Below are 24,479 nucleotides of genomic sequence, written 5' to 3'. Positions count from 1 at the left end.
ATTAAAAGCAAAGCTGTTGAATTCAACAGCTTTGCATAGGTTATTGAATGGAAATAGTTCTAGTACTTGTTAAGAACATTAGAAACCTTTTGTACAGTTTCAATTTCCTGTACAGCAGTCCAGTCTTTGTGGTACTTAGACCAAACTACCTGCTTGTCAGAGTGGTTGTCATATGAACTTGTAAATGATTTTGCAGTCCCTGCGTTGAAGATGATATTTCCTGATACAGGATCGTAAACTCCTTTTTGAGACTCTAGTGGCTTAAATGAAAATGCTACTAAGCAAACAGCAGTAGCGCCTGCTGCGAATAATAATCTTTTGTTCATGGTTGTAAATTTTAAGATTTAATAAATTAATTAATTTCACTTTTATCTATAATCCTTCCTGGTCTGTATTGGCCACTACAAACTTAAATGGATGAAAGATCGGATTTTGATATTAGGATATCAATGATGATTGTATCCTGTAAGGAGTATAATATTGAATGGGTAAAGACCTCAGTATGTCATAAACCGGTAGATCCTGGTCTTTGTGAGAGAAGGTATATTGAAATTTAACCTTGCAGAAGAATTAAGCTTGTAACACATATTTTAAAATAATAATGTTACTGTATCTAAAAAGCCGGAAATAAATTCTTCTTGCTCCTTAAATTCCTCATGATAGTTCTCAGAGTTTCAATATTATTAAATTCATAATAATTTTGTTTAATCTTTGTTATTAGTTTTGTTTCGTGGTTATTTTGCTAAAGTATTCAAAAAAAATAAGAATCCAAATTTTTTTTCACTTTTATTGGAAATAATTATTTAATAAATTGATATTCAGTTTGTTAAATTTATTTATTCTCCTTTAAATTGCCAGGAAATCTATATTTTTCAAATATTGATTTCAGAAATTGATGTTTTTTTTATCTCGTTTAAGAGAATTAATAAAGCTTTTAAATATTGTTTGCAGCTTCTCTTATTATTAAGACAACTTGAATTTAAAATTTATAACACACACTCATTAAAAGTGTAATTAATTCTAACTCTTTGGGTAATTTTGAATCAAATGGTTGTTTTTTTCATTAAAGTTATATTTTGTTGCAATTAATTTAGTTAGATTTTTATTTTTGATCTAGTTAAATTATAAACATTATGAAAAAATTGTTATTTCTGCTTTTAATTGCGGGGGCATGTCTTAATGCTCAAAAAATTGAAATTGCAGCCAGTTATGGAGCTCCTTCTGTGTATGGGATTGCGTATGAACTAGCTCCTACCATTGTTCTAGCTTTCGTTTCTGGAACTTCCACAATAAGTCCTTCAAGCAAAGGTGTTGCTGCTTTTGGAGTAATGATGTACAGTGAAAATATGAAGTGGCGCTATGGGATAGATGTTACCAATGAATTCTTTGGAAAAACAGAGTCTGTTTCGAAACAAAACATAACCTCAATACTTCCAAAAATAGATTATTTCTGGCTTAGAAAGAATAAGCTAGGACTGTATTCAGGAGGTAGCATTGGTGTTAATTTTACGAGTACAACTTATGTGAATAAGGATACTGAAAAGGAGAATAAAGATAGCAGTACTGGATTTGGATTTAATGTTGTTCCCATTGGGCTGAGATATGGAGGAGATCTAAGTGTTTTTGTGGAAACTAATATTGGAATGAAAGGAATAGCCCAGGCTGGGGTTTCTTATAGATTTTAAAATACAGAATGCCTTAAGGGATAAAATAAAACAGAGAGTCTGGCTATAGATTCTCTGTTTTGTTTTTATTGTATTCTGAAACTATTTGGTAAACTTTAAAGGATATTTTACGTTTTTATAATCATCAATACTTGCTTTGAGTGAACCCACAGCCAATTCAGCTTTCAAGAGCATCGGTAAGTGATTGGCATCATTGGAAACCCACATGGTAACCCCTTCTTTTTCCTTGAATACTCTTCCGCTTTTTACAGAAGGAATTATTTTTAAGCAATTGATCGTACCGAATTTTGTTTTTAAGTTCTCAGTTCCTGTCACTTTAAGCTGAAAAGGAAACATTTCATCATCAATCCATACATTCATATTGATAACAGTTCCTACTTTTAATTCATCCGGGTTTTTGCTTCGAAGATAATAGAAGCAGGAAAGCATATCCTGAACTCCTTTCACGGATTTGATGACCTTTGAACCATTAGCTGGTGTTTTTTTATCAGTTAAAATTAAAGTATTGTTATCGTGATTAAAGGCAGTTTCAAAATGCTGACGATAACCTCCCTCACGTACATTTCTTACATAGTAGCTAGGTAAACCGGTTGCTGTATCAATGAAACTTTCATATAAGTCTTCTACTTTGAAGAATGCTTTTACCGCACCAGTAGTTTGTCCGGTACCTTTTACATAAAGGTGAGGAGCGCCTTTATAAGTAGTCTTTTTAGTAGTAAGATTAGCGGTTCCTGCATTTAAGAAGCCATAGTGGATTCTAAGGGTGATGGATTCGCCGTCTGCGATGTTATCAATCTGGGCAGAGCCTAAAAAGAATATAAATACTGCAAAAAGGTTTAAAATTTTCTTCATGATAAGACATTTACAAAAACATTGCCAAATTTAATATCTTAAATAATAGATATTTGACAAATCTCAGGTTTTTATTTAGAATCAATTAAATATGCTTCGCATTAAAATTAGTAAATTTGCAGTTACATGTATAATTAAATTATCTAAATTATGATAACCACTGATATATTGATCATAGGGGCAGGTCCTACAGGACTTTTTGCCGTTTTTGAAGCAGGGCTTTTAAAAATGAAGTGCCATATTATTGACGCACTTCCACAACCGGGAGGGCAATTGGCTGAACTTTATCCGAAGAAACCTATTTTTGATATTCCGGGGTATCCTTCAGTAAACGCTGGAGAATTAGTGGATAATTTGATGGAGCAGATCAAGCAGTTTCAACCTGGATTTACATTGGGAGAAACAGCCGTTTCTTACACAAAAGTAGATGATGAGTGGTTTGAAGTGGTTACTAACAAAGGAACTGTTCACAGATGTAAGGCGATTGCTATTGCAGGTGGATTGGGAACTTTTGAGCCTAGAAAACCTACTTTTGAAAACGTAGCTGATTATGAGGAAAAAGGTCTGGAGTATTTCGTTAAAGAACCTGAGCATTTCAGAAATAAGAAAGTAGTGATTGCCGGAGGTGGAGATTCTGCCCTTGACTGGAGTATTTTCCTTTCTAACGTAGCCAGTGAAGTTACTTTGATTCACAGAAGAAATGAGTTCAGAGGAGCTTTGGATTCTGTAGAAAAAGTTCAGGACCTGAAAAACGCAGGAAAAATCAAGTTGATCACTCCAGCTGAAGTAACTGGAATAAGAGGTGATGGTAAAGTAGAAGCAATCACTATACAGAAAGATGGTGAAGATGCTTTTGAAATTGAAACAGATTATTTCATTCCATTATTCGGGTTGACTCCAAAATTGGGGGAGATCGGAAACTGGGGACTGAACATCGAGAAAAATGCAATTGTTGTAAACAATGCCCTTGATTATCAGACTAATATTGACGGTATTTATGCTATCGGAGATATTAATACATATCCTGGAAAACTGAAGTTGATTCTTTGTGGTTTCCATGAAGCAACTTTAATGTGTCAAAGTGTTTATAACAGATTGAATCCTGGTAAGAAATTCGTATTGAAATATACTACAGTAAGTGGAGTAGACGGATTTGACGGAAGCCGTAAAGAAGCAGAGAAGGCTGTTGTGAAAAAAATTGACTAATTTTGCAGAATTATGTCAGATATTAATATTAAAATCACCGACAGAGAAGGTGTAATCCACGACGTTGTCGCTCCTACGGATATGTCCATGAACTTAATGGAAATCATCCGTTCTTATGAATTGGCTGAAGAAGGTACTATTGGGGTATGTGGTGGAATGGCGATGTGTGCTTCATGCCAGGTTTATGTAATCAATGATCCTGGTCTGGAACCAATGGGAGATGAAGAAGATGCGATGCTTGCTGAAGCTTTCCATGTGAAAGACAACAGCCGATTAGGTTGTCAGTTGCATATTGCAGATGCCATGGAAGGACTTGAAGTGGAAATTGCTCCTTATCCTTAAAAATATTTTTTAATCTTAATAAGAGACCCGTTTGGAAAATCCGAACGGGTTTTTTATATTTTTTGATTGAGAACTTATATTTCCTCTTTAGAAATCCACTTTCCAACCGTAGGAGCCTGATAATTTCTCATTTTTTCCAGCAATTCATCTATATTGTCACTGATCAGAAGCATATCTCTGTTTACCTGCTTCAAAAAGCCTTTATCTACCATATTCTGAACTAAGTTTATCAGGTCATTGTAGAATCCGTCAATATTCAAAATGGCGATTGGTTTTTTGTGAAGACCAAGCTGTGCCCAGGTAATCATCTCAAAGAATTCTTCCAACGTTCCGTAGCCGCCGGGAAGGACGATCACCCCATCACAAAGTTCATTCATTTTGGTTTTTCTTTCATGCATTGTTTCTACAAGAACCAGTTCAGTAAGGTTTTTATGGGCAATTTCCTTGGCCTGTAAAAAGTTAGGAAGAACGCCGGTTACTTTTCCGTTTTCACTTAATGCTCCGTTGGCAATCGTTCCCATTAAACCGGTTTGAGAGCCACCGTAAATGAGTTGTATATTTTGTTTTGCTAAAGTCTGACCAAGTAAAAATGCCTGTTCTTCATAGGTTTTATCTGTACCGAAACTTGAGCCGCAAAATACTGTAATACTTTTCATATTTAAATGTCTTTATGATTAAAGCTAAATAAGGTAAGAAATTATTTATTGATATTTATGTTTACCCTACTTGTTCTTAATTTCTTAATATAGTTTAATGATTTGATAAAATTAAAAATATCCAAAGTCTCTTGACTTTGGATATTCAATATAGTTATTTTACTATTCTATTTCTGAGGAATATTCGCTAAAATATCTTTCAGGAAGCTCCAGAATTTCTGAGCAGATGGAATGTTTGCTTTCTCATCAGGAGAGTGTGCTCCTCTGATCGTAGGTCCGAAACTTACCATTTCCATTTCAGGATAATTAGCTCCAATGATACCACATTCTAAACCTGCATGGCAAGCTACAACATGAGGCTTCTCATTGAACTTCTCTGTATAGATCTTTTCCATGATCTGTACGATTTCAGATCCTGGTCTTGGTTTCCACCCTGGATATGAACCGCTGAATACTACATTCATTCCAGCTAATTCTGCTACAGATTTCAATTGTTCTGCTGTAGAATATTTAGAAGAGTCTACTGAAGATCTGGTAAGGTTAAGAATCTTTAATTCTCCACCTTTCAATTCAACTCTTGCTACATTATTGGAAGCTTCTACAAGATCAGCCACATCCGGGCTCATTCTGTATACTCCGTTGTGAAGAGCTTTTAAAGTAAGAATCACTTTTTTAGAATCACCTTCTGAAATCGATTTGTCTGAAGAAGTAGAATTTTCAATATTGATTTGAAGAGCTGGTTCTACAGATGCAAATTCCTCTAAAATTTCTGTTTTAAGAACTGTAACTTCCTGGATGAACTCCTGAGCATTTCTTACGGAGATCATAGCAACTCCTTCTCTTGGAATGGCATTTCTTAATCCACCACCATCAATAGAGATCAGTTCAATATTTTGATTTTCTATTCCTTTGTAAAGAAGTCTTCCAAGGATAATGTTTGCGTTTCCGAAACCTTTATGGATATCCATTCCTGAGTGACCTCCCTGTAATCCTTTTACTTCAATTCTTACAGTCTGTCCTTTCGGAGCTTCTGTTGTGTAGTTTTGAGTGATAGTAACATCAACACCTCCGGCACAGCCGATGTCAATTTCATCGTCTTCTTCCGTATCAAGGTTTAATAGGATCTCTCCGGTAAGCTGTCCTGGCTTTAAACCGATAGCACCTGTCATTCCTGTTTCCTCATCAATAGTGAATAAAGCTTCCAATGCAGGGTGAGGAATATCTGAACTTTCAAGGATAGACATAATGGTAGCCACTCCTAAACCGTTATCAGCTCCTAAAGTGGTTCCTTTTGCCTTTACCCAATCTCCGTCAATTTCCATTTTGATTCCTTCTGTTTCAAAATCGAAATTAACATCATTGTTTTTCTGGCAAACCATATCCAAATGTGACTGAAGTACAATAGATTTACGGTCTTCCATTCCTGCAGTAGCAGGCTTTTTAATAATTACATTCCCTACTTCATCTACAGTAGTTTCTAAGCCTAGGTTTTCACCAAATCCTTTGATGAAGGCAATTACTTTTTCCTCTTTTTTTGATGGTCTTGGAACAGCATTTAATTTGGAGAAGTTTTTCCAGATTATCTGCGGTTCTATATTAGATAATTCCATTGAAATTTATTTTTCTCAAATTTACAAAATAAAAAATGCTTCCGTAGAATACAGAAGCATTTTTATGAGTTATAAAAGAATGAATAAGTAAATTTGAGAATGAACTTATTCACTTTTTGCTATTAACAGCCACATTCTCCGTAGATCGGTGTTGTAATAACACTGCCGTCTGGTTTTTCAATGGTTAGGGTACCTTCAAAGAGTAAGGCTTCTTCACCTTTTATCTTTTTACCTTTTACAGAGATTTTGTAATCATTATTTTCTATTTCTTTGGTCAATTCCTCATCCACTTCCATATCACTTGAAGAGATAAGGTTCATGGCGAGTCTTTTACCATCAAGGTTCATATAAGCAGTTTTTCCGGCATCATCAGCGTAAATATATTTTTCAGCTTCAAAATCAGCCTTGTTTCTTGCAAAATAGCATGAGCATTCTTTGATTTCTTCAGGAAATGAGATATTTTCAATCTGAATTTTCCCGGAAGGAATACTTGCTGTGGCAGAATCTTTAACCATGTTTGAAGAATCGGCTGTAGTACTTGCAGAAACTGTTTCTTTGTCCTTTTTACAGGCAACTAAAAGAAATGCAGAAAGTAAAATGATTAGGTATTTCATGTGTTTGTGGTTTTAAAATGTTAGCCTCTTGCTCTTTCAAGGAGGGTCATCATTAATAATGAAAGAATCACCAAACTTTCTTCCTCATCATCAATATCGATTAATCTGTCTAATTGGAATCTTCTTCCAAAGAATGAAGGCATTTTTTTAAGTTTGAAGTATGCTTTTCCGTCAATACCGGTAACAGTATAAGATGGGTTAAGGAAATATCCTGTAAACATTCCAATGATAGGAAGTTCTCCTACAAAGCTGTCCCAGAATCTTACCCATGCGTTGTCTTCTTGTACTTTGAATTTGGGCTGGTCGTTAGCATCCAGGATATCATAGCTTGATTTCCAAAGAGAACGCATCCCTTTTCTTGCTAATCTACCGTAGTTTTTGTTGTCAACAATATCATTTAACGAATAAGACGCGTTGAAGTCAATCCATTTATTGGCTCTGATTCTGAAAAGTTCTTTTGATTTGCTTTCATCATTGAAAACAATAACGTCTTCTTTCAGTTTGAACATTTTCTGACGTACGTAAGCTACGTAATTCCCATTTTTGTCAGTAATGTTGAAGTCACTGGCTAGTGTCGAAATTTTAAACTTGAAATCCAGTGGATAATTTAGGTTGTTAAGTACCATGTGTTAGTTTATTTTTTTCATATTTAATTAAGCCGCAAATATAACTGTTTTTTTAGAGTTATGGAGTATGGGGGTAGAATAGGGAATTAAAATATCGAAATGAGACATTGTGGAAATTGGGAAGAGGAGATGTAAAAATGATGATAATAGATGATAGACGAATAGAATAGATGGAAACCGTAAAAACAACAGGAATTATCTTGGGTTTTATATATCAATAGAGAATTTTGCCTTGCTGGTGAATAGTGGGTGATCATGGGTTACTAAGATTGACAAGCGTAGCGAATTGATATTGAACATTCCTTTTCAATACATCAAAAACTCCTCTTTAGGATAGATAATTTTCCTCAAATAATCCTTATTTTTGCAGCTATGGATTACCCAAGTAAAGTATTGGCAAAGGCAGTTGATGAAATTTCAGGTTTGCCTGGAATCGGAAGAAAAACGGCTTTAAGATTAGCATTACATTTATTAAAGCAGCCCAGTTCCAGAGCGGTGAGCCTTGGGAATTCCCTGATTAATCTTGTCAATGAAATAAAATACTGTAAAGAATGTCATAATTTTTCTGATTTTGACATCTGTGAGATCTGCAGTAATGAAAAAAGAAGCGGTGAGCTGATTTGTATTGTTGAAGATGTACGGGATGTTATTGCTATTGAAAATACAGGTAAATATGGAGGTAAATACCTTATTTTGGGTGGGAAAATCTCCCCGATGGAAGGAGTAGGCCCAAGCCAGCTGAATATTCCAAGTATTGAAAGAAAGCTGAATGAGGGGAATGTAAAGGAATTTATCTTTGCGCTGAGTGCTACCATGGAAGGGGATACCACTGCCTATTATATTTATAAAAAGTTTAAAAATTTCAATGTGAACTTTTCAAGTATTGCCAGAGGAATTTCAGTAGGAGATGAACTGGAATATGCAGATGAAATTTCACTTGGAAGATCTATTATCAACCGATTACCTTATAACGAAAAGGATTAATATGAAGCTGTCTATTATTATTGTTAATTACAATGTTACCCAATTACTCAGAAACTGCCTTTTATCTATTCAGAAATATGTAAAAGAGGTAGAGTATGAGGTAATGGTGATAGACAATGCTTCCACAGACAGGTCCTGGCAGGATCTTATTCCTGAATTTCCTGAAGTGCACTTTATCTCTTCAGAAATTAACGGTGGTTTTTCAAAGGCAAACAATGAGGCAATACAGGCGGCAAAAGGAGAATATTTACTGCTTTTAAATCCTGATACTGAGCTGGAAGGTTTTTATTTGAAGGATCTTTTAGATTTTTCAGACACGCAGCAGGCTTTCGGATGTCTTGGAATCCGGATGCATGATGCCGAAGGAAATTTCCTGCCGGAGAGCAAACGATCAGTGCCGGATATGTTCAATTCCTTTGAAAAATTATTTACCAGTTTTAAGAAGAATAATTCCAAATCCTATTACAGGAATGATATAGCAGAAACGGCTGTGGCTGAAGTGGAAGTTATTACAGGAGCCTTTTTATTGGTAAAAAGAGAGGTTTACGAAAAGGTAGGCGGATTGGATGAGGCTTATTTTATGTATGGTGAAGATATTGATCTCTGCTACACTTTATTGAACAAAGGCTATAGGAATTATTATTATGGAAAAGCGTCCCTTCTTCATCACAAGGGAGAAAGTACAGTAAAGGATGATGTTTATCTGAACCGGTTCTATGGGGCCATGCAGATCTTTATTGACAAATATTATAAAGAATCGAAGCCGATGCAGTACTCTTTTCTGAAAGCTGGTCTAAAGCTGCGTCATAAGATTGAGAAGATTAAGCTGAAATAAATGAATAGGAAGCTGTAGGATATTGATGAAAAAAACACCTATAATTTACTTTATAACTTCTATAAAAATAAGATAAATATATACGATTTATACAGTTTGGGTTATTTGAATGTAACGAAGTGAAATGAAGAATCTAAGAATAACCATCCTCCAAAAATTAAATTTTGAAAAAGTATAAAAATAAAAAAGCAACTCAATCTGAGTTGCTTTTGTTCTATGTAGAAAATAATCTTCTTATTTAGCCGGTGCAACTGGTGCTGATGCCGGAGTAGTGGTTGTAGAAGAAGCAGGAGCAGATTGTTTTGCAGGAGCTTCTTTTTTAGCAGGTTGCTGAGCTGGAGCCACTTGTGACGGTTTACCAGTAATAACAACGCTTAAAAGGATAAGAACGATGATAGTTCCGCCTAGAGTCCATGTTGCTTTTTCCATGAAATCATTGGTTCTCTGTACTCCAAACTGAGCAGATGATGCCCCTCCGAAAGTACTGGAAAGACCTCCTCCTTTTGGGTTTTGAGCCATAACAACAATCACTAATAAAATACTAGCAATCATAATAAGAACCATCAATAGTGTAAATATAGTATCCATTAATTCTGATATCTTTTTGAATGGGCAAATTTAATCTTTTTTTACTGAATGACAAAAAAAGATATCGGTAAATATGGCACAACAACAAAAAAATTAAAAATCAAACAATGATTTTATGCTTAGAATAGAGGAAGAAACAAATGAGAAGATAAGAATCTCCACATTCAAATGTATGAGTTGTTAATTTTTCTCACAGCTTTAATGTCCGGTGAAATCAACTACAAAAAAAGCTGTCCCAATATTGAGACAGCCTTTTTCTATAAATTGTTTGTATATTATTTAAAGTCAGAATCTTTAGCCTGGTTAAGCTGATAAGACTGTACAGCCAGGTTGATTTCCATTCCACCCATATTCTGGATAATAGTGAATGGAAGCTTTACTCCTGAAACTTCTTTATAATCAGCAAAGTTTGTAGGCATAGAACCTCCTTCTCCAACTTTTATCTCACCCGTTTTTAAACCGGTTTTTACGCTGTAGTAATAAGTCTGTTTTGGACCTTTTATCACATAAGAATCTTCATTGTTATATTTTTCGATTCCTGCTAACTTTAGTTCCGTTGATTTTGTAAAAGTAAGTTCCGGGAAAATTTCCGGTTCTGCCATAGAAGCTTTTTGTTTGTCATTCAGAGGCATTTTTTTACCCTGTACTTCAGCATATCCGTCTTTGCCGTCAAAAGCGATCTTCTGAAGGGTGTTGCCCATCATTTTCATTTCCATCATCATCTTTCCTCCTTTCCCCTGGATCAGTTTCATATTCATATCCATCCCCTGAACTTTGGTTGTGGCATCCAGAGTAACGGAAGAAATTTTTTGAACAGCGGCTAGACCTCCGATTGCACTGATGTATTTATCTGCTACAGAACCAATCGTTACGTTGGCATCAATTTTCTGTGCTGTAGGTTTGGTTACCGGATTAGCTTCTTTATCGAAATATTTTACAGCATATCCTAATTTTTCAAGTCCTTCAGAAATATCAGAGGCTTTACCTGCAATGAAGATCCTGCTCTGGTTTGGAAGAATTGTTGCTTTTACAGCATTAGATACATCAGCAGAAGTAACCTTATCAATTGATTTCAAATAATTGGTATAGAAGTCAGCAGGAAGATCCTGAACTTTTTGATTCAGAGCAAACTTGGCAATAGTTTCAGGTTTTTCCAAAGACATAATGAATGAACCTTTCAGTTTTGCTTTTGCATTTTCTAATTCTTCAGGTTTAACGGTAGAAATGGCGTTTAGTTCGTTCATCATTTCCTTAACAGCCTTATCCGTAACCTCATTTCTGACACTTGTTTCTGCTGAAAAATCAGGTGAATACTTGCTTGCATTCATGCTGGAATAAGCTCCATAGGTAAACCCGTTCTTTTCTCTAAGGTTCATGAAAAGTCTTGCTTCACCGCCACCGCCAAGAATATAGTTGGCCATAGTAGCAGGAAAGTAGTTAGGATCTTTCATTTTAAGATTGTTCAGGTTGTTTACAGACAGTACAGATTGCACAGCAGACGGAACATCAACTACATTGATCTCTGTCTTGGTAACATTCGAGGCTGGTTCTAAAGCTGCAAACTTAGTATTTGACTTTTTCCAGTTTCCGAATGCTTTTTCAACCAAAGGTTTGATCTGGTCAAATTTTACATCTCCAACAATGACTAAGTAAGCATTATCCGGAGCGTAGTATTTATTGTAAATATTTTGAATATCTGCTAGTTGAACCTTGTTGATAGATTCAATAGTTGCAAACTCTCCTCTTGAAGTGTTTTTTCCATACATCAAAGCATTAGATACTTTTTCAGCAATAGAGGAAGCATTTTTTTCATCTGCTTTTAATCCTTCAGTAATTCTTTCTTTTGCATTTTTAAGCTCTTCTGCAGAGAATTTTGGATTTACAATAGCATCAGCCATCAATCCCAATACTTCAGGGAAATACTTTGAAAGGGAATTAGAAGAAGCTCCATTGGAAGAGAAGTTGATATTTGCTCCTAAAAAGTCAACTTTTTTATTGTATTCATCCTTGCTAAGGTTAGTAGTTCCGTTATCAAGCTGTTCCGCCATAATCATGCTTACTCCCGTTATATTTCCCTCGTTATAAGGAGGTCTGTCCATCGAAAGTGTAGTATTTACTCTTGGCAGTTTGTTGTTTTCAACGACCATTACAGTTAATCCGTTGCTAAGCTGAAACGTTTTTGGTTTGGCAATGTTGATCACAGGAGTAGGTCCTGGCTTTGGCATTGCATTAAGATCAATTTTTTGGGCAGAAAGCATTCCTGCAAATAAAAATGCCGCTGCTATATAAGTGAATTGCTTTTTCATGGGTAAATTATTTTTTCTCAGGAACGTAATTGATAATGATTCTTTGGTTGGGATTCAGATACTTTTTAGCTGCATCCTGAATATCTTGTTTGGTGATGGATCTGTAGATATCAATCTCTTTATTAATGAGATTGGTATTCCCCATTAACACATGGTTTGTTGCTAAAGAAGCAGCAATTCCCTGAATGCTTGAGTTCTGATTGACAAACTGGTTTTCAAACTGATTTTGAATTTTTTGATAATCTTCATCAGAAATTAAAGTAGTCTGAAGTTTTTTAATCTCTGCATCAATATCAGTCTGCAATGTCTGTTTAGACGTTTGCCCCATTGGGATCGCAAAGAATGCAAAAATACTGTAATCTTCAAGCCCCTGGTTGAAAGCAGCTACCTGAAGCGCTTTTTTATCCTGATCTACTAATTTTTTATATAAAACAGAAGATTTACCATTGCTTAAATAAGAAGAAAGCATGTCTAAAACATAAGCGTCTTTTTCTTTATTGGCAGGTGTTCTGTAAGCAAAAACATAAGCAGGAAGCTGGATGTTCGGGTCTGTTGCAGTAACTTCTTTTTCCTGAGTGATCGGAGCATCTTTAGGGAAATCTTTTGGGTACAATGTTCCTTTTGCAATGCCCCCATAATATTCTTCAATCCATTTTTTAGTCTGCTCAGGCTTAATATCTCCTGCAACGACTAAAGTAGCATTGTTCGGGATATAGAATTTCTTATAAAAAGCTTGGAATTCTTCAAGCTTAGCAGCGTTAAGATCTTCCATAGAGCCAATCGTTGGCCAGTTGTATGGGTGATTGGTAAACAGGTTCTTTTGAATTGTAGAGAAAAGATTTCCATAAGGCTGATTATCCATTCTTAATCTCTTTTCTTCTTTTACCACTTCTCTCTGGGTATCTACTCCCACCTGATTGATCACGGCATGGCGCATTCTTTCAGCTTCCATCCAAAGTCCGAGTTGTTCGTTATTGGAAGGGAAAGTTTCGTAGTAATAGGTTCTGTCGTTAGTTGTATTTGCATTGTTCTGTCCTCCGTTTGAAGAGACGATCTTAAACCAGTCTCCTCTCTTAATATTTGGAGTTCCTTCAAATAAAAGATGTTCAAAGAAGTGGGCAAAACCAGTTCTTCCCTTTACTTCATCTTTTGCTCCTACATGATACATCACACCTGTAGTGACTACCGGAGCCGAATTATCCTGATGAAGAATTACATGAAGGCCATTGGGAAGGTCATACTCTTCGAATTTAATTTGCTGTGCATTCAGCATGAACCCGAAGAAAGCTACGGCAGCCGCCGAAAGAAGTCGCTTTTTCATAAAGTTAGAAATTGTTTATCAATGAGTAGGAAAAGTGAATTAAATGTTACACTTTTGATTGGTTGTGAATGGTGAATCGTCAATTTGCCCCGCTTGTCAATTTCTATATTCAGGTATCATTTACTATTCATTTTCAAAGCAAAACAGACTATTGACATTTCATAATTTGAATTCTCCTCTGAATACATTAATTTTGTGGTTCCAAAATTTTTTTGTAGTATGGATTATCTGAAAGGACTCAATGAATCACAATATGAAGCCGTTACTTCTCTACAGGGCCCCCTGATGGTACTTGCCGGAGCAGGTTCGGGTAAAACACGTGTGCTTACGATGCGTATTGCCCACCTTATCCATAACGGAATAGACCCTTTCAATATTCTCGCGCTTACCTTTACCAATAAAGCAGCCCGTGAAATGAAAGAACGTATCGCAAAGGTTGTAGGAGACAGCAATGCAAGAAGTCTTTGGATGGGAACTTTTCACTCTGTTTTTGCCAGGATTCTGAGAATTGAAGGGCATAATCTTGGATATCCTTCCAATTTTACCATTTATGATCAGCAGGATGCATTGAATGTGATTAGAAAAGTACTGAAGGATATGAATATCGATGCTGATCTTTATAAACCCAAAAAAGTTCAGGCAAGAATTTCAACCTATAAAAACAATCTGATTACCGTTAAAGCTTACTTCAACAATCCGGAATTGATGGAAGCTGATGAAAAAGCAAATATGAAATTTATCGGTCAGATTTATCAAAAATATGTAGAGGCATGTTTCAGAAACGGTTCTATGGATTTTGATGACCTTTTGTTGAAAACCAATGAACTTTTAACCCGTTTTCCGGAAGTACTAGCTAAATATCAGGACAGATTCAGATATATCATGGTAGATGAGTACCAGGATACCAACCATTCCCAGTATCTTATCGTAAAAGCGCTGGCTTCAAAGTTTGAAAATATCTGTGTGGTAGGAGATGATGCCCAGTCTATTTACTCTTTCCGTGGAGCCAATATCTATAATATCCTGAATTTTAAAAAGGATTATCCGGATGCCATCACAGTATCTCTGGAACAGAATTACCGCTCTACACAAAACATTGTGAATGCAGCGAATGTTGTTATTGCTAAAAACTTACAGCAGTTTAAGAAAAATGTTTTCAGTGATAACGAAGAAGGAGATAAAATTAAAATATACCGTTCCCTTTCTGATGCTGATGAAGCCAACTTTGTAGCCGGAAATATCTGGGAACTTCGTAACCGTGATCAGAGGAAGTATAGCGATTTTGCTATTTTATACAGAACCAATTCTCAGACAAGAGCATTTGAAGATGCCCTGAGACGTAAAAATATTCCGTACAAGGTATATGGCGGGCTTTCTTTCTATCAGAGAAAAGAAGTTAAAGATTTAATCGGTTATCTGCGTCTTTTAATCAATGAAAATGATTCAGAAGCATTGATGAGAATCATAAACTATCCGACCAGAGGAATTGGAGACACTACACAGAATAAACTGGTCGTTTTTGCAGATGCTCAAAATATTGCTGTATCAAAAGTTCTGGATAATTTACCGATGTATGCTCCTCAATTAGGATTAAATAACGGTGTTTTAAACAAACTGAATGATTTCTGGTCGATGATTAAAGCATTCCAGGTATTATTAAAAACAGAAACGGCTTATAGTGTAGCGATGGAAGTGGCTAAGCGAAGCGGTTTGATCAAATTCTTGAAAGATGACCAGACGCCTGAAGGTATTTCCAGAGTAGAAAACGTTCAGGAATTAATGAACTCCATGCAAGGGTTTATTGAAGAACAGATGCAGCTGGAAGACGGTGACCCAAGTCTTTCCAACTTCCTTGAAAATATTGCACTTTCTGCAGATACACAGGATAAGGAACTGGAAGATGATATGGTTTCATTAATGACGATTCACCTATCCAAAGGTCTTGAATTTCCGGTTGTTCATTTGGTAGGTCTTGAAGAAAACCTTTTCCCGAGTTTCATGAGTTCGGCTACCAGAGAAGATCTTGAAGAAGAAAGACGTCTGTTTTATGTGGCGTTAACCAGAGCAGAGAAGCAGGTGTTCTTCTCATATGCTGTTTCCCGTTTCCAATGGGGAAAAATCACTGATGCGGAACCCTCAAGATTCCTGAGCGAAATTGATGATGAATATATAGAATTCCTTAATCCTGCACTGGAAAAGAGGTTTATCAATAATTCAGGAGTAAAATCCAATATTTTTGATGAACATCCTTCTGAAGTGAAAGCTTTTAAAAAGGTAGAGAAAAAGTCGATTAATAAGGGAGACGATTCCAAACCTGCTCCGGAAGTAAGAAAACTGAAACCGGTAAGTACTGCCAAGATCATTAATCCAAGCGGTGCCTCTTCTCAGGATATTGAAGTGGGTGATAAAGTAAGACACGACCGTTTTGGTATCGGGGAAGTTGCTTTCCTTGATGGAACAGATCCTCAGAATATCAAAGCAAAAGTGATATTCATACATGAAGGAGAGAAAAACCTGATCCTGAAATATGCTAAGCTTACAAAGATCTCTTAAAGTAGAGTTTCTCAGACAGAGATATATTTTATAAAATTTAAAAACGGATTCAAAAAACATGAATCCGTTTTTTTATGGAGAATTTCCGCCATGTATTTAAAAAAACAGTAATTTTAAATAAGGGATAGAAAGAAACGATTATCATTTTTTACAAAAACAAAGTCTATTGACTTTGTGGACTAATAAATATGCTTTACATTTGCACCTGCAAAAAACATAAATATTTAATCAAATCGATAAAATGATATGAGAAATAAAAAAACTATTTTTTCAGCTTCTGTTTTGTTTTTTCTGGGAGTTTTCACTTACGGACAGGAAAAAGAAAATACGGCAGCAAAAAAAGACACTGTCAAAACGAATAGTGTAGAAGAAGTTGTGATTCTGGGTTCCAGAGCCGGCGCAAGATCAAAGGCTGATAGCCCGGTTCCGGTAGATGTATTCAATCTTAAAGAAGCTTCAATGGTTCTTCCACAGTCTAATATCGGACAAATTCTGAATGCTATTGCACCCTCTTTTACTTCTACTGTTCAGACGAACTCGGATGGAACAGACCATTTGGATCCGGCCCAGCTGAGAGGATTGGGACCTGATCAGGTATTGGTTTTGGTGAACGGAAAAAGAAGACATACCTCAGCATTGGTTAATGTAAACGGAACTCCGGGAAGAGGAACTGTAGGAACTGATCTGAATGCCATTCCTTCCTTCGCTTTAAACAGAATAGAAGTCTTAAGGGATGGGGCTGCGGCACAATATGGTTCTGATGCTATTGCCGGTGTAATGAACCTTGAGTTGAAAAGAGATACTGGAAAACTGACCGGCCAGATCAGCTATGGTGGAAATCTAACCCCTGCAGCCAATGATCATACCGGAGATTTTGACGGACAGAATATTCAGCTGGACCTGAATTATGGAAATAAGATCGGAACCAAAGGCGGTTTTTTCAATATTACCTGGTCCTCACAGTTCAGAAATCCTACTTATAGAGCAGGAACAGAATCAGGAGCAATCTATAATGCTTACAATGCTATCGAACAGCGTGCATTGAAAGATGGGGTGAACCTTTCTTCTCTGTTTAGTAATATCAATAATACCCCCAATTCGCAGCAAATTATCGATTATGTTCATCAGTATGCTCAAGGGGTAAATTATTTTACTCCTGGCCAATTGTCTGGTATACAAGGAGCAACTACTATTCAGGATATAAAAGATGGAGCAGGAAATGTTATTCAGAAAGGGCTTCAGTCTTTATTAAACTTTGATGTTACCGATCAGGAACTGGCGTACAGAGGTCTTACCAGAAAAGATTTCAACATGCAGGTAGGCCAGTCTAAGCTTAATAATCATCAGCTTTTTATTAATGCTGAGGTTCCTGTAAGTGATAACTGGAAAGTGTATACTTTTGGTGGATATAGTTTAAGACATGGTGTTTCCGGAGGATTTTACAGAAGACCGAGAGAAAGCAGAACTTTTACAGGTTTATACCCTAATGGTTATCTGCCACAGATCGGAACTGACATTCAGGATATCTCACTAGCAGCAGGTATTAAAGGAAAATGGGAAGGTTGGAATATTGATTTCAGTAATACTTTCGGACAGAACTCTTTTACCTACAATATCAGAAATACGGGGAATACTTCTTTAAGATTTGCTTCTCCTAATGAATTTGATGCTGGGGGATTAAGATTTACCCAAAACACGATCAATTTAGATTTCTCTAAAAAGTATGATGTCCTGGAAGGATTGAATGTGGCATTTGGAGGGGAGCACCGCTTTGAAAACTTTAAAATGACGGCTGGTGAAGAAGCGTCTTATACCACTTATGATGTCTTGGGAAATCCTTGGAACAATGCTACCCAACGACCTACAGATTTCTTTGGAGCTTCTCTTCCGGGAGGTTCACAAGTATTCAGTGGATTCAGACCTGAAAATGCAGTAAACAAAAACAGACAATCACTGGCAGCCTATGCCGATGTAGAATTGAACTTTACGAACTGGTTATTGGTGGATGCAGCGGCGAGGTATGAAAACTATTCAGATTTTGGATCTACATTTAACTATAAATTAGCATCAAGAATCAAGGTTGCTCCTAATTTCAATGTGAGATTTGCAGGATCTACAGGATTCAGGGCTCCATCTATTCACCAGATTTATTATAATGTTACTTCTACATTGTTTACAGGAGGTCAGCTTCTTGAAGTGGGAACATACAGCAATGATTCTCAATTGGCAGCACAGCTGAATATCCCAAAATTGAAGCAGGAAACTTCAAAATCTGCCAGTTTAGGATTTACATATAAAATTCCATCTGTGAATTTGACCTTCACAGCAGACGGATATTTTACTAAAATTGATAACAGAATCATTCTTACTGATCAGTTTTTAAGAAAAGATGTACCTGGTGAAGCTCAGATAGAGTTTGATAAATTAAACGTTAATGCAGCTCAGTTTTTCACCAATGCTATTGATACGGAAACAAAAGGGCTGGATATCGTTATTTCACATAATGCACGATTCTCAGGTATAAAACTGGATAATAGTTTTGGGATCAATTTAAATCAGACTAAGCAGGTAGGAGAGATTCATTCAGCAGGGCTGTTGAAATCTCCAGCTCTTGAAAAAGTTTATTTCTCTGAAAAATCTAGAATTTATCTTGAAGAGGCTGTTCCTAGAGTGAAAGCAAGTCTTTCTCATACGCTTACATGGAAGGGTGCAAGTTTCTATCTTAGAAATACGTATTTTGGAAAAGTGACAGGAGCAGATGTTCTTGATGCTAACGGAGATGGAATTATTGGATTTAATGAACACCAGACGATAGGAGATAAAATCATTACTGATATTTCTGCGGCCTATCAGTTTACTAAAAATATAGGATTGACTGTAGGGGTTAATAACCTGTTTGATATTTATCCTACCAAAAACCTGCCGGCTTCAAGTAACAACGATCAGTTTATTTACTCACGTTCCACTTCACAGTTTGGGCAGAATGGACGGTATGTATTCACAAGACTTAATTTCAATTTTTAATCAAAATTGAAATGTATAAAAAACGGAACCTGGAATGGGTTCCGTTTTTTATTATGGTAACTACTAATATTATGAATCATCTGTAAAAGAATCCCCAGGCAATAGTAGTGATTTCAATAACTTCCATTCTCCAGCTTCCTTACTTCCAGGTCTTCAAATCATAAGCCGCTTCCCAGAATTGATATTCCATTCTTGATGCAGTAATAAAGGCTTCTGTCATTTTTTTTCTGGTTTCTTCGGTACTGTTTTCAGCAATTTTATCGCAGATGGCAATAGCTTCATCCACTGCTGCTGAAAATTCTTCTCCGGCATACGTAGCAATCCATTTTTCATACGGGTTGTTCACCGTATTCTGAATCTCATAAATATAATTTCCAACTTCACGATAGATCCAGAAGCAAGGGAGAACTGCAGCAACAGCAATTTCCACAGACTCCAGAGCGGCAGTACTTCTCAGAAAGTGAATGTAATGATGACAAGCAGGTTCTAAAACCCCTTTGTCACTTAAACCAAAATCTTTGAAGTAAGATTCATGCAGAGCATTTTCTACTACAATGGCATTTTCAGCGAAACGCATAAAAGTAAGTACATCCTGAAGATCAGTAATCTTTGCTGCTATAAGGGAAAGCGTTCTTCCAAAATGTTCCAGATATAAAGAATCCTGAGCCATATAAAAACGGAATTTATCTTGTGGTAGGGTACCATCAGATAGCTCTTTGATAAAAGGCATATCAAGGATAGATTGATAATGTTTTTCTATTGCGTTCCAAGTTTGTTCAGACCATTTCATTTTTGATAAGTTTTTGAGGATTAAAAAAGTGGTTCAACGGTCCGTTTCCATGACCTGTTTGTACATCTATTCCGTTTTCAATGGCTTGGTAAATGTATTGCTGTCCCAGAGAAACTGCCTCGTAAAGGGACTTACCCTGAGCAATATAGGCGGCAATAGCAGATGATAGTGTACAGCCTGAACCGTGGGTATTATTGGTATTAAATTTTATTGTTTCAAAAGAATGAAAATTCTCGTGTTCATCATAGAAGAGGGAAGTAATGGTTGAGGTTTCCTGATGACCACCTTTAAGGAGAATTGTTTTACATCCCAGTTTTTTGATTTTTTTTCCGGCAGTGTATAAATCTTCCAGCGTTTCTACTTTCATATCTGCTAAAATGGAAGCCTCATCCATATTGGGAGTGATCACATCAGCAATGGGAAAAAGTAATGTTGTGAGTGCTGTGATGGTTTCTTCTTCAATTAAACGATGCCCGCTGGTGGCCACCATTACAGGGTCAAAGACAATAGGTATTTTAGGGTATGTTGCCAATGTGGAAACAATGGTCTCTACGAGTTGAGGGGTATGAACCATTCCAATTTTTATAGCATCAGGAACAATGTCGTCCAGAATTGCTTTTATTTGATCGGCAACTGCTTCTACAGGAATAGGGTATATTTTTCGTACTCCTTGTGTGTTTTGTACAGGCAAGGCCGTTAATACTGATGTTGAAAAGCAGCCTAAAGCAGAAGCTGTTTTAATATCAGCCTGGATACCGGCACCGCCGCTTCCATCGAAACCTGCAATAGTTAATACTGAAGGGTATTTGTATTTTTTCATTTTACAATTTCATTTTTTAATTCATACGCTGCTTTTTGGGGATCAGCAACACTGCATATTGCAGAAACTACGGCAAGGCAATCTGCTCCGGCGCTGATGACAGTTCTAGCGTTTTCAAGATGAATATTTCCTATTGCGACCAAAGGTTTTTTCGTAATCTGTCTGATTTGAGTAATGCCTTCCAGTCCCCATTCTATAACAGTATCTGTTTTGGTTTTTGTTTTAAAAACAGGACTTATTCCCAGATAGTCGGCTGCAGCAGTTTGTTCATTGTCAAGTTGAGCCAGATGTTCTATAGAATATCCAATTATTTTATTGTTGATCAAAGGTCGTTGTCTTAGATCCTGAGGAGTTGCATCACTGTTGCCAACATGTATTCCAGCTGAATTTACTTTTTCAGTAACGGTGATATTATCGTTGATGATAAGAGGAACACCATATTTATCTGTAATTTCAATAAGCTGCAGAGCTTTTTGAAGGAAGACTTCAGTGCTGTCATTTTTTTCACGAAGCTGTATCATATCCACACCCCCTAAGATTGCCTGTTCTGCGACTTTCAGAAAATTTTTCCCCATACAATCTGCTTCAGAAATCACAAGGTATAATGAGTAAGGAAAAGTATTGATACTCATGATATTTCAATTTCTAAATGGTTGGTAAATTCCTCTTCAGTAATGTTGTATAGCTTATCTATCAAGTTGACTTGAAGACTGCCCGGACCTTTGCTTTCACGAACAGCCAGTTCGCCTGCTATTCCCAATAATGACATTGCAGCAGCGGTACCTGATGCTTTATCTTCCGCAACACCTATAAATGCGCCGATTAAAGCTGTTGCAGAACATCCCAGACCCGTTACTTTGGTCATGAGAGCATGTCCGTTTTTGATCTGTATAGATTGATCTCGGCTCAGGATAATATCCGTTTCACCCGAAATACATACAATAGTGTTATATTGATTAACCAGGATTTGGGCGGCTTCAACAGCATAATTACTTGCTGCGGTGCTGTCCACACCTTTGGTTACTGTTGTATTCGTTTTAGCGAGTGCAATAATCTCAGAAGCATTGCCCCTGATCACTGTTGGATGAAATTGTAACAGCTGATGCAATATCTGATCGCGAAAAGAAGTAGCTCCTGCACCTACCGGATCCAATACCCATGGTTTATGGAGGGTATCAGCCGTTTCAGCAGCCAGCAGCATAGATTCAGCCCAGTATTCATCAAGGGTGCCAATATTAATAACCACCGAATGGGCTATATTGATCATGTCTTTGATTTCAGAGTGGGCGTGTGCCATAATCGGAGAAGCTCCTGCAGCCAAAAGAGCATTGGCCGTATTGTTCATCACTACATAGTTGGTTATATTATGAACAAGAGGAGACTTTTGTCGTACAAGTTGAACTTGTTCCCAAAGATTTTTTTCCATTGTTATGATTAAAAATAAAAATAGCTTTAGGAAAAAATCCGGAACAAAAGACATCAAGAAATCATGTCATTTTGCTTTTCCCTACGTCGGTGTAAGCCGTATCAGGTTCAAAGGGACTCTCTCAATTCTTTTCAGAATACCCCTAAAGCAAAACAAATGTATAAAAATTATCAGAGGAAGCAAAAACCTTTAATGGATTTTGTAGAAAGCCTATTATCTCTCTACCAGTTCTTTCACCGGTTCTCCATAATGATCAATCTCTGTTTTGTTAATTTGCAGTAACTGATACCATTTTCTGAAAGCTCCTATAAATACAATAAGCATAAGGACCATTGCTGTTGCTGCCAATGCGGCAAGTAAATACTGCCCTTTGGGAATATAAATAGAGGTTACCTGAATATAACCGGCCCAGAATGTAATGATGGCCATAAACACACCGGGAATAGCTGAACATAATGCATACTTTCCCCTGTTCATTCTTATCAGCATCGTTGTACAGACAATAAGTCCACAGGCCGCCAATAGCTGATTACTGATTCCGAATAACGGCCAGATACTGTTTACATTCCCTGTATACACCAGATATCCCCAGGCAAAAGTGAAAAGAAGACTGCTGATGATGATTCCGGGAATCCAGTTTTTATCATTAAATTTTGGAACTACAGATCCCAGCATTTCCTGCAAAAAGAAACGGCCCACCCTTGTTCCTGCATCAATAGCAGTAAGGATAAAAACAGCCTCAAACATAATCGCAAAATTATACCAATAAGCAGTCAGCTGATCCATATATGGGATTTTATTGAAGATATGAGCCATCCCAACGGCAAGGGATACGGCACCTCCTGTTCTGCCGTAGAGGTCAATTCCTATTTTTTGAGAATAATAATCAATATCTACACCGTGTAGAGAAGGATGAGTTGCAAGGAATGAATCATAAGCCTCTTTTGGGGTATTGATGGCAAAATAATCCCCAGGCATTAATGTACAGGCGGCAATAAGGGCCATTAATGCTACAAAACCTTCTACAAGCATAGCTCCGTAGCCTACGAAAAGAATTTCTCTTTCTTTATTCAGCATTTTGGGCGTGGTCCCTGTAGCAATTACAGCATGGAATCCGGAAATTGCTCCACAGGCAATAACAATAAAAATAAAAGGAAGTACCGGGCCTCCTATAATGGGGCCTCCACCGTTTACAAAAGCTGTGATAGCAGGCATCTGCACCGTAGGATGTATAACAATTACCCCGATAGCCAGCATAATAATAGTTCCTATTTTTAAATAAGTGGAAAGGTAATCCCTTGGAACTAAAAGAAGCCATACCGGTAATACGGAAGCAATAAAACCATACAACGGGATGGCAATGGAAATTGTTTTAATATTCCATGAAAATAAATTATTCATGGTTGGATTCTGCATCAGTCCATGACCTCCGATAATTCCGGCAATCAATAGAATACCTCCTAAGATACTTGCAAACAGAACACTGTTTTTTTTATAGCGCATGATCAGTCCCATAATGATGGCAATAGGCATGGTAATCACTACGGTAAAAAGAGACCATGAAGCTTCATGCATTGCATTGATGCATGCCAGAGATAAACCTGCCAGTGTAAGAACCAGGATAAAGAGGATCGCAAAACCTGCTACTGTTCCTGTTGCTTTCCCTATTTCTTTTGAGGCAATAGTTGCCAGGCTTTGGCCTTTATGCCTCACGGAGGCAAAGAGGACAACCATATCATGAACTCCACCTCCCAGTACGCAGCCTATTAAGATCCATAGTGCGCCGGGAAGATATCCGAACTGTGCAGCGAGAACAGGTCCTACTAGTGGTCCGGCTGCTGCGATAGCAGCAAAATGATGCCCAAAGAGTACATTTTTATTCGTTGCTACATAATCTTTACCATCTGCAAATTCTACAGCGGGAGTCATATTTTGATCATTAAGTCTAAGGACTTTATTGGCGATAAAAATACCATAAAAGCGGTAAGCTATCGCGAAAATAAGAACAGAAACAAATATGAGGGTAAGCGCATTGATATTGTTTAAAGAATCCATATTTCTTATTTTTTTTAATGAATAAATAATTAGAGTATTGTTTTATTGAAAATAATGTAAACAATAGCCAAGGTAATTATTTTTCAGGTAAAAAATATGAATATGTATATCAATCTAGCATATTTGTTGTTTGGTATTAATTTAAATATTTTATTTACAGGTGTTTGTGTGTGTTTTATCTTAGAA

Annotated in this window: 21 protein-coding genes and 1 riboswitch; of the genes, 7 read left to right on the top strand and 14 right to left on the bottom strand. The window is 36.7% G+C overall.

The features are described from left to right. Positions 1-59: 59 nt before the first annotated feature. Positions 60-326: a hypothetical protein gene (locus tag DRF65_RS21615; protein WP_115972815.1), complete on the bottom strand. Its 267-nt coding sequence runs from the start codon at positions 324-326 to the stop codon at positions 60-62. An 807-nt stretch (positions 327-1,133) separates the two neighbouring features. On the opposite strand from DRF65_RS21615, the gene DRF65_RS21610 reads away from it, so the two are divergent. Further along, entirely contained in the window at positions 1,134-1,685 is a 552-nt protein-coding gene (locus DRF65_RS21610) for a hypothetical protein (protein WP_115972814.1), read from the top strand. 81 nt (positions 1,686-1,766) lie between these two features. Here DRF65_RS21610 and DRF65_RS21605 read toward each other — a convergent pair whose 3' ends face one another. Then, positions 1,767-2,537: a DUF3108 domain-containing protein gene (locus DRF65_RS21605; protein WP_115972813.1), complete on the bottom strand. Its 771-nt coding sequence runs from the start codon at positions 2,535-2,537 to the stop codon at positions 1,767-1,769. 150 nt (positions 2,538-2,687) lie between these two features. On the opposite strand from DRF65_RS21605, the gene DRF65_RS21600 reads away from it, so the two are divergent. Both DRF65_RS21600 and DRF65_RS21595 read left to right on the top strand, forming a co-directional pair. Beyond that, positions 2,688-3,743: an NAD(P)/FAD-dependent oxidoreductase gene (locus tag DRF65_RS21600; RefSeq protein WP_115972812.1), complete on the top strand. Its 1,056-nt coding sequence runs from the start codon at positions 2,688-2,690 to the stop codon at positions 3,741-3,743. A gap of 12 nt (positions 3,744-3,755) precedes the next feature. Continuing rightward, entirely contained in the window at positions 3,756-4,085 is a 330-nt protein-coding gene (locus DRF65_RS21595; protein WP_115972811.1) for a 2Fe-2S iron-sulfur cluster-binding family protein, read from the top strand. Positions 4,086-4,159: 74 nt separating this feature from the next. Here DRF65_RS21595 and DRF65_RS21590 read toward each other — a convergent pair whose 3' ends face one another. The 4 genes from DRF65_RS21590 to DRF65_RS21575 form a co-directional block, all read right to left on the bottom strand. Continuing rightward, positions 4,160-4,741: an LOG family protein gene (locus DRF65_RS21590; protein ID WP_115972810.1), complete on the bottom strand. Its 582-nt coding sequence runs from the start codon at positions 4,739-4,741 to the stop codon at positions 4,160-4,162. Between the two features lie 167 nt (positions 4,742-4,908). Continuing rightward, positions 4,909-6,351 carry an aminoacyl-histidine dipeptidase gene (locus DRF65_RS21585; protein ID WP_115972809.1) on the bottom strand — a complete coding sequence of 481 codons (1,443 nt, stop codon included), beginning with the start codon at positions 6,349-6,351 and terminating at the stop codon, positions 4,909-4,911. Between the two features lie 122 nt (positions 6,352-6,473). Further along, positions 6,474-6,965 (bottom strand): hypothetical protein, encoded by a 492-nt coding sequence (locus DRF65_RS21580; RefSeq protein WP_115972808.1) that lies wholly within the window; start codon positions 6,963-6,965, stop codon positions 6,474-6,476. Between the two features lie 20 nt (positions 6,966-6,985). Beyond that, positions 6,986-7,591 carry an LURP-one-related/scramblase family protein gene (locus tag DRF65_RS21575; protein ID WP_115972807.1) on the bottom strand — a complete coding sequence of 202 codons (606 nt, stop codon included), beginning with the start codon at positions 7,589-7,591 and terminating at the stop codon, positions 6,986-6,988. A gap of 372 nt (positions 7,592-7,963) precedes the next feature. Between DRF65_RS21575 and recR the strand changes: the two genes are divergently transcribed. Both recR and DRF65_RS21565 read left to right on the top strand, forming a co-directional pair. Continuing rightward, a complete protein-coding gene (recR, locus tag DRF65_RS21570) occupies positions 7,964-8,575 on the top strand; it encodes a recombination mediator RecR (protein WP_115972806.1) in 612 nt (203 codons plus the stop codon). Further along, on the top strand, positions 8,571-9,410 hold the full coding sequence (locus DRF65_RS21565) for a glycosyltransferase family 2 protein (RefSeq protein ID WP_115972868.1): 840 nt from the start codon (positions 8,571-8,573) through the stop codon (positions 9,408-9,410). The genes recR and DRF65_RS21565 overlap by 5 nt, the downstream gene beginning before the upstream one ends. Before the next feature lie 234 nt (positions 9,411-9,644). Here the strand turns inward: DRF65_RS21565 and secG are convergent, their stop codons facing one another. The 3 genes from secG to DRF65_RS21550 all read right to left on the bottom strand — a co-directional run bounded on the left by secG (position 9,645) and on the right by DRF65_RS21550 (position 13,625). Next, entirely contained in the window at positions 9,645-9,998 is a 354-nt protein-coding gene (gene secG, locus DRF65_RS21560) for a preprotein translocase subunit SecG (protein ID WP_115972805.1), read from the bottom strand. A gap of 275 nt (positions 9,999-10,273) precedes the next feature. Continuing rightward, complete coding sequence (locus DRF65_RS21555; RefSeq protein ID WP_115972804.1) at positions 10,274-12,304, bottom strand: M16 family metallopeptidase; 2,031 nt, start codon at positions 12,302-12,304, stop codon at positions 10,274-10,276. A gap of 7 nt (positions 12,305-12,311) precedes the next feature. After that, positions 12,312-13,625 (bottom strand): M16 family metallopeptidase, encoded by a 1,314-nt coding sequence (locus DRF65_RS21550; RefSeq protein WP_115972803.1) that lies wholly within the window; start codon positions 13,623-13,625, stop codon positions 12,312-12,314. 219 nt (positions 13,626-13,844) lie between these two features. Between DRF65_RS21550 and DRF65_RS21545 the strand changes: the two genes are divergently transcribed. Further along, positions 13,845-16,178, top strand: coding sequence for an ATP-dependent helicase (locus DRF65_RS21545; protein ID WP_115972802.1), 2,334 nt, complete (start codon positions 13,845-13,847; stop codon positions 16,176-16,178). Positions 16,179-16,424: 246 nt separating this feature from the next. Further along, positions 16,425-19,202, top strand: a complete 2,778-nt coding sequence (locus tag DRF65_RS21540) for a TonB-dependent receptor plug domain-containing protein (protein WP_115972801.1) — start codon at positions 16,425-16,427, stop codon at positions 19,200-19,202. A gap of 139 nt (positions 19,203-19,341) precedes the next feature. Here the strand turns inward: DRF65_RS21540 and tenA are convergent, their stop codons facing one another. The 5 genes from tenA to DRF65_RS21515 all read right to left on the bottom strand — a co-directional run bounded on the left by tenA (position 19,342) and on the right by DRF65_RS21515 (position 24,293). Beyond that, positions 19,342-19,992 (bottom strand): thiaminase II, encoded by a 651-nt coding sequence (gene tenA, locus DRF65_RS21535; protein WP_115972800.1) that lies wholly within the window; start codon positions 19,990-19,992, stop codon positions 19,342-19,344. Beyond that, positions 19,979-20,812 (bottom strand): bifunctional hydroxymethylpyrimidine kinase/phosphomethylpyrimidine kinase, encoded by an 834-nt coding sequence (gene thiD, locus DRF65_RS21530; RefSeq protein ID WP_115972799.1) that lies wholly within the window; start codon positions 20,810-20,812, stop codon positions 19,979-19,981. The genes tenA and thiD overlap by 14 nt, the downstream gene beginning before the upstream one ends. Beyond that, positions 20,809-21,444 carry a thiamine phosphate synthase gene (thiE, locus tag DRF65_RS21525; RefSeq protein ID WP_115972798.1) on the bottom strand — a complete coding sequence of 212 codons (636 nt, stop codon included), beginning with the start codon at positions 21,442-21,444 and terminating at the stop codon, positions 20,809-20,811. Before thiE ends, thiD begins: the two co-directional genes overlap by 4 nt. Beyond that, positions 21,441-22,238, bottom strand: a complete 798-nt coding sequence (gene thiM / locus DRF65_RS21520) for a hydroxyethylthiazole kinase (RefSeq protein WP_185148479.1) — start codon at positions 22,236-22,238, stop codon at positions 21,441-21,443. The genes thiE and thiM overlap by 4 nt, the downstream gene beginning before the upstream one ends. Before the next feature lie 61 nt (positions 22,239-22,299). Next, positions 22,300-22,392: riboswitch (TPP riboswitch) on the bottom strand. 59 nt (positions 22,393-22,451) lie between these two features. Further along, on the bottom strand, positions 22,452-24,293 hold the full coding sequence (locus DRF65_RS21515) for a carbon starvation CstA family protein (RefSeq protein WP_185148478.1): 1,842 nt from the start codon (positions 24,291-24,293) through the stop codon (positions 22,452-22,454). Positions 24,294-24,479 lie beyond the last annotated feature (186 nt).

This window comes from Chryseobacterium pennae (genome assembly GCF_003385515.1).
GTDB classification, from domain to species: Bacteria; Bacteroidota; Bacteroidia; order Flavobacteriales; family Weeksellaceae; genus Chryseobacterium; species Chryseobacterium pennae.
Note: the sequence above shows the minus strand (reverse complement) of the source record. Positions and strands in the feature narration are given on the sequence as shown.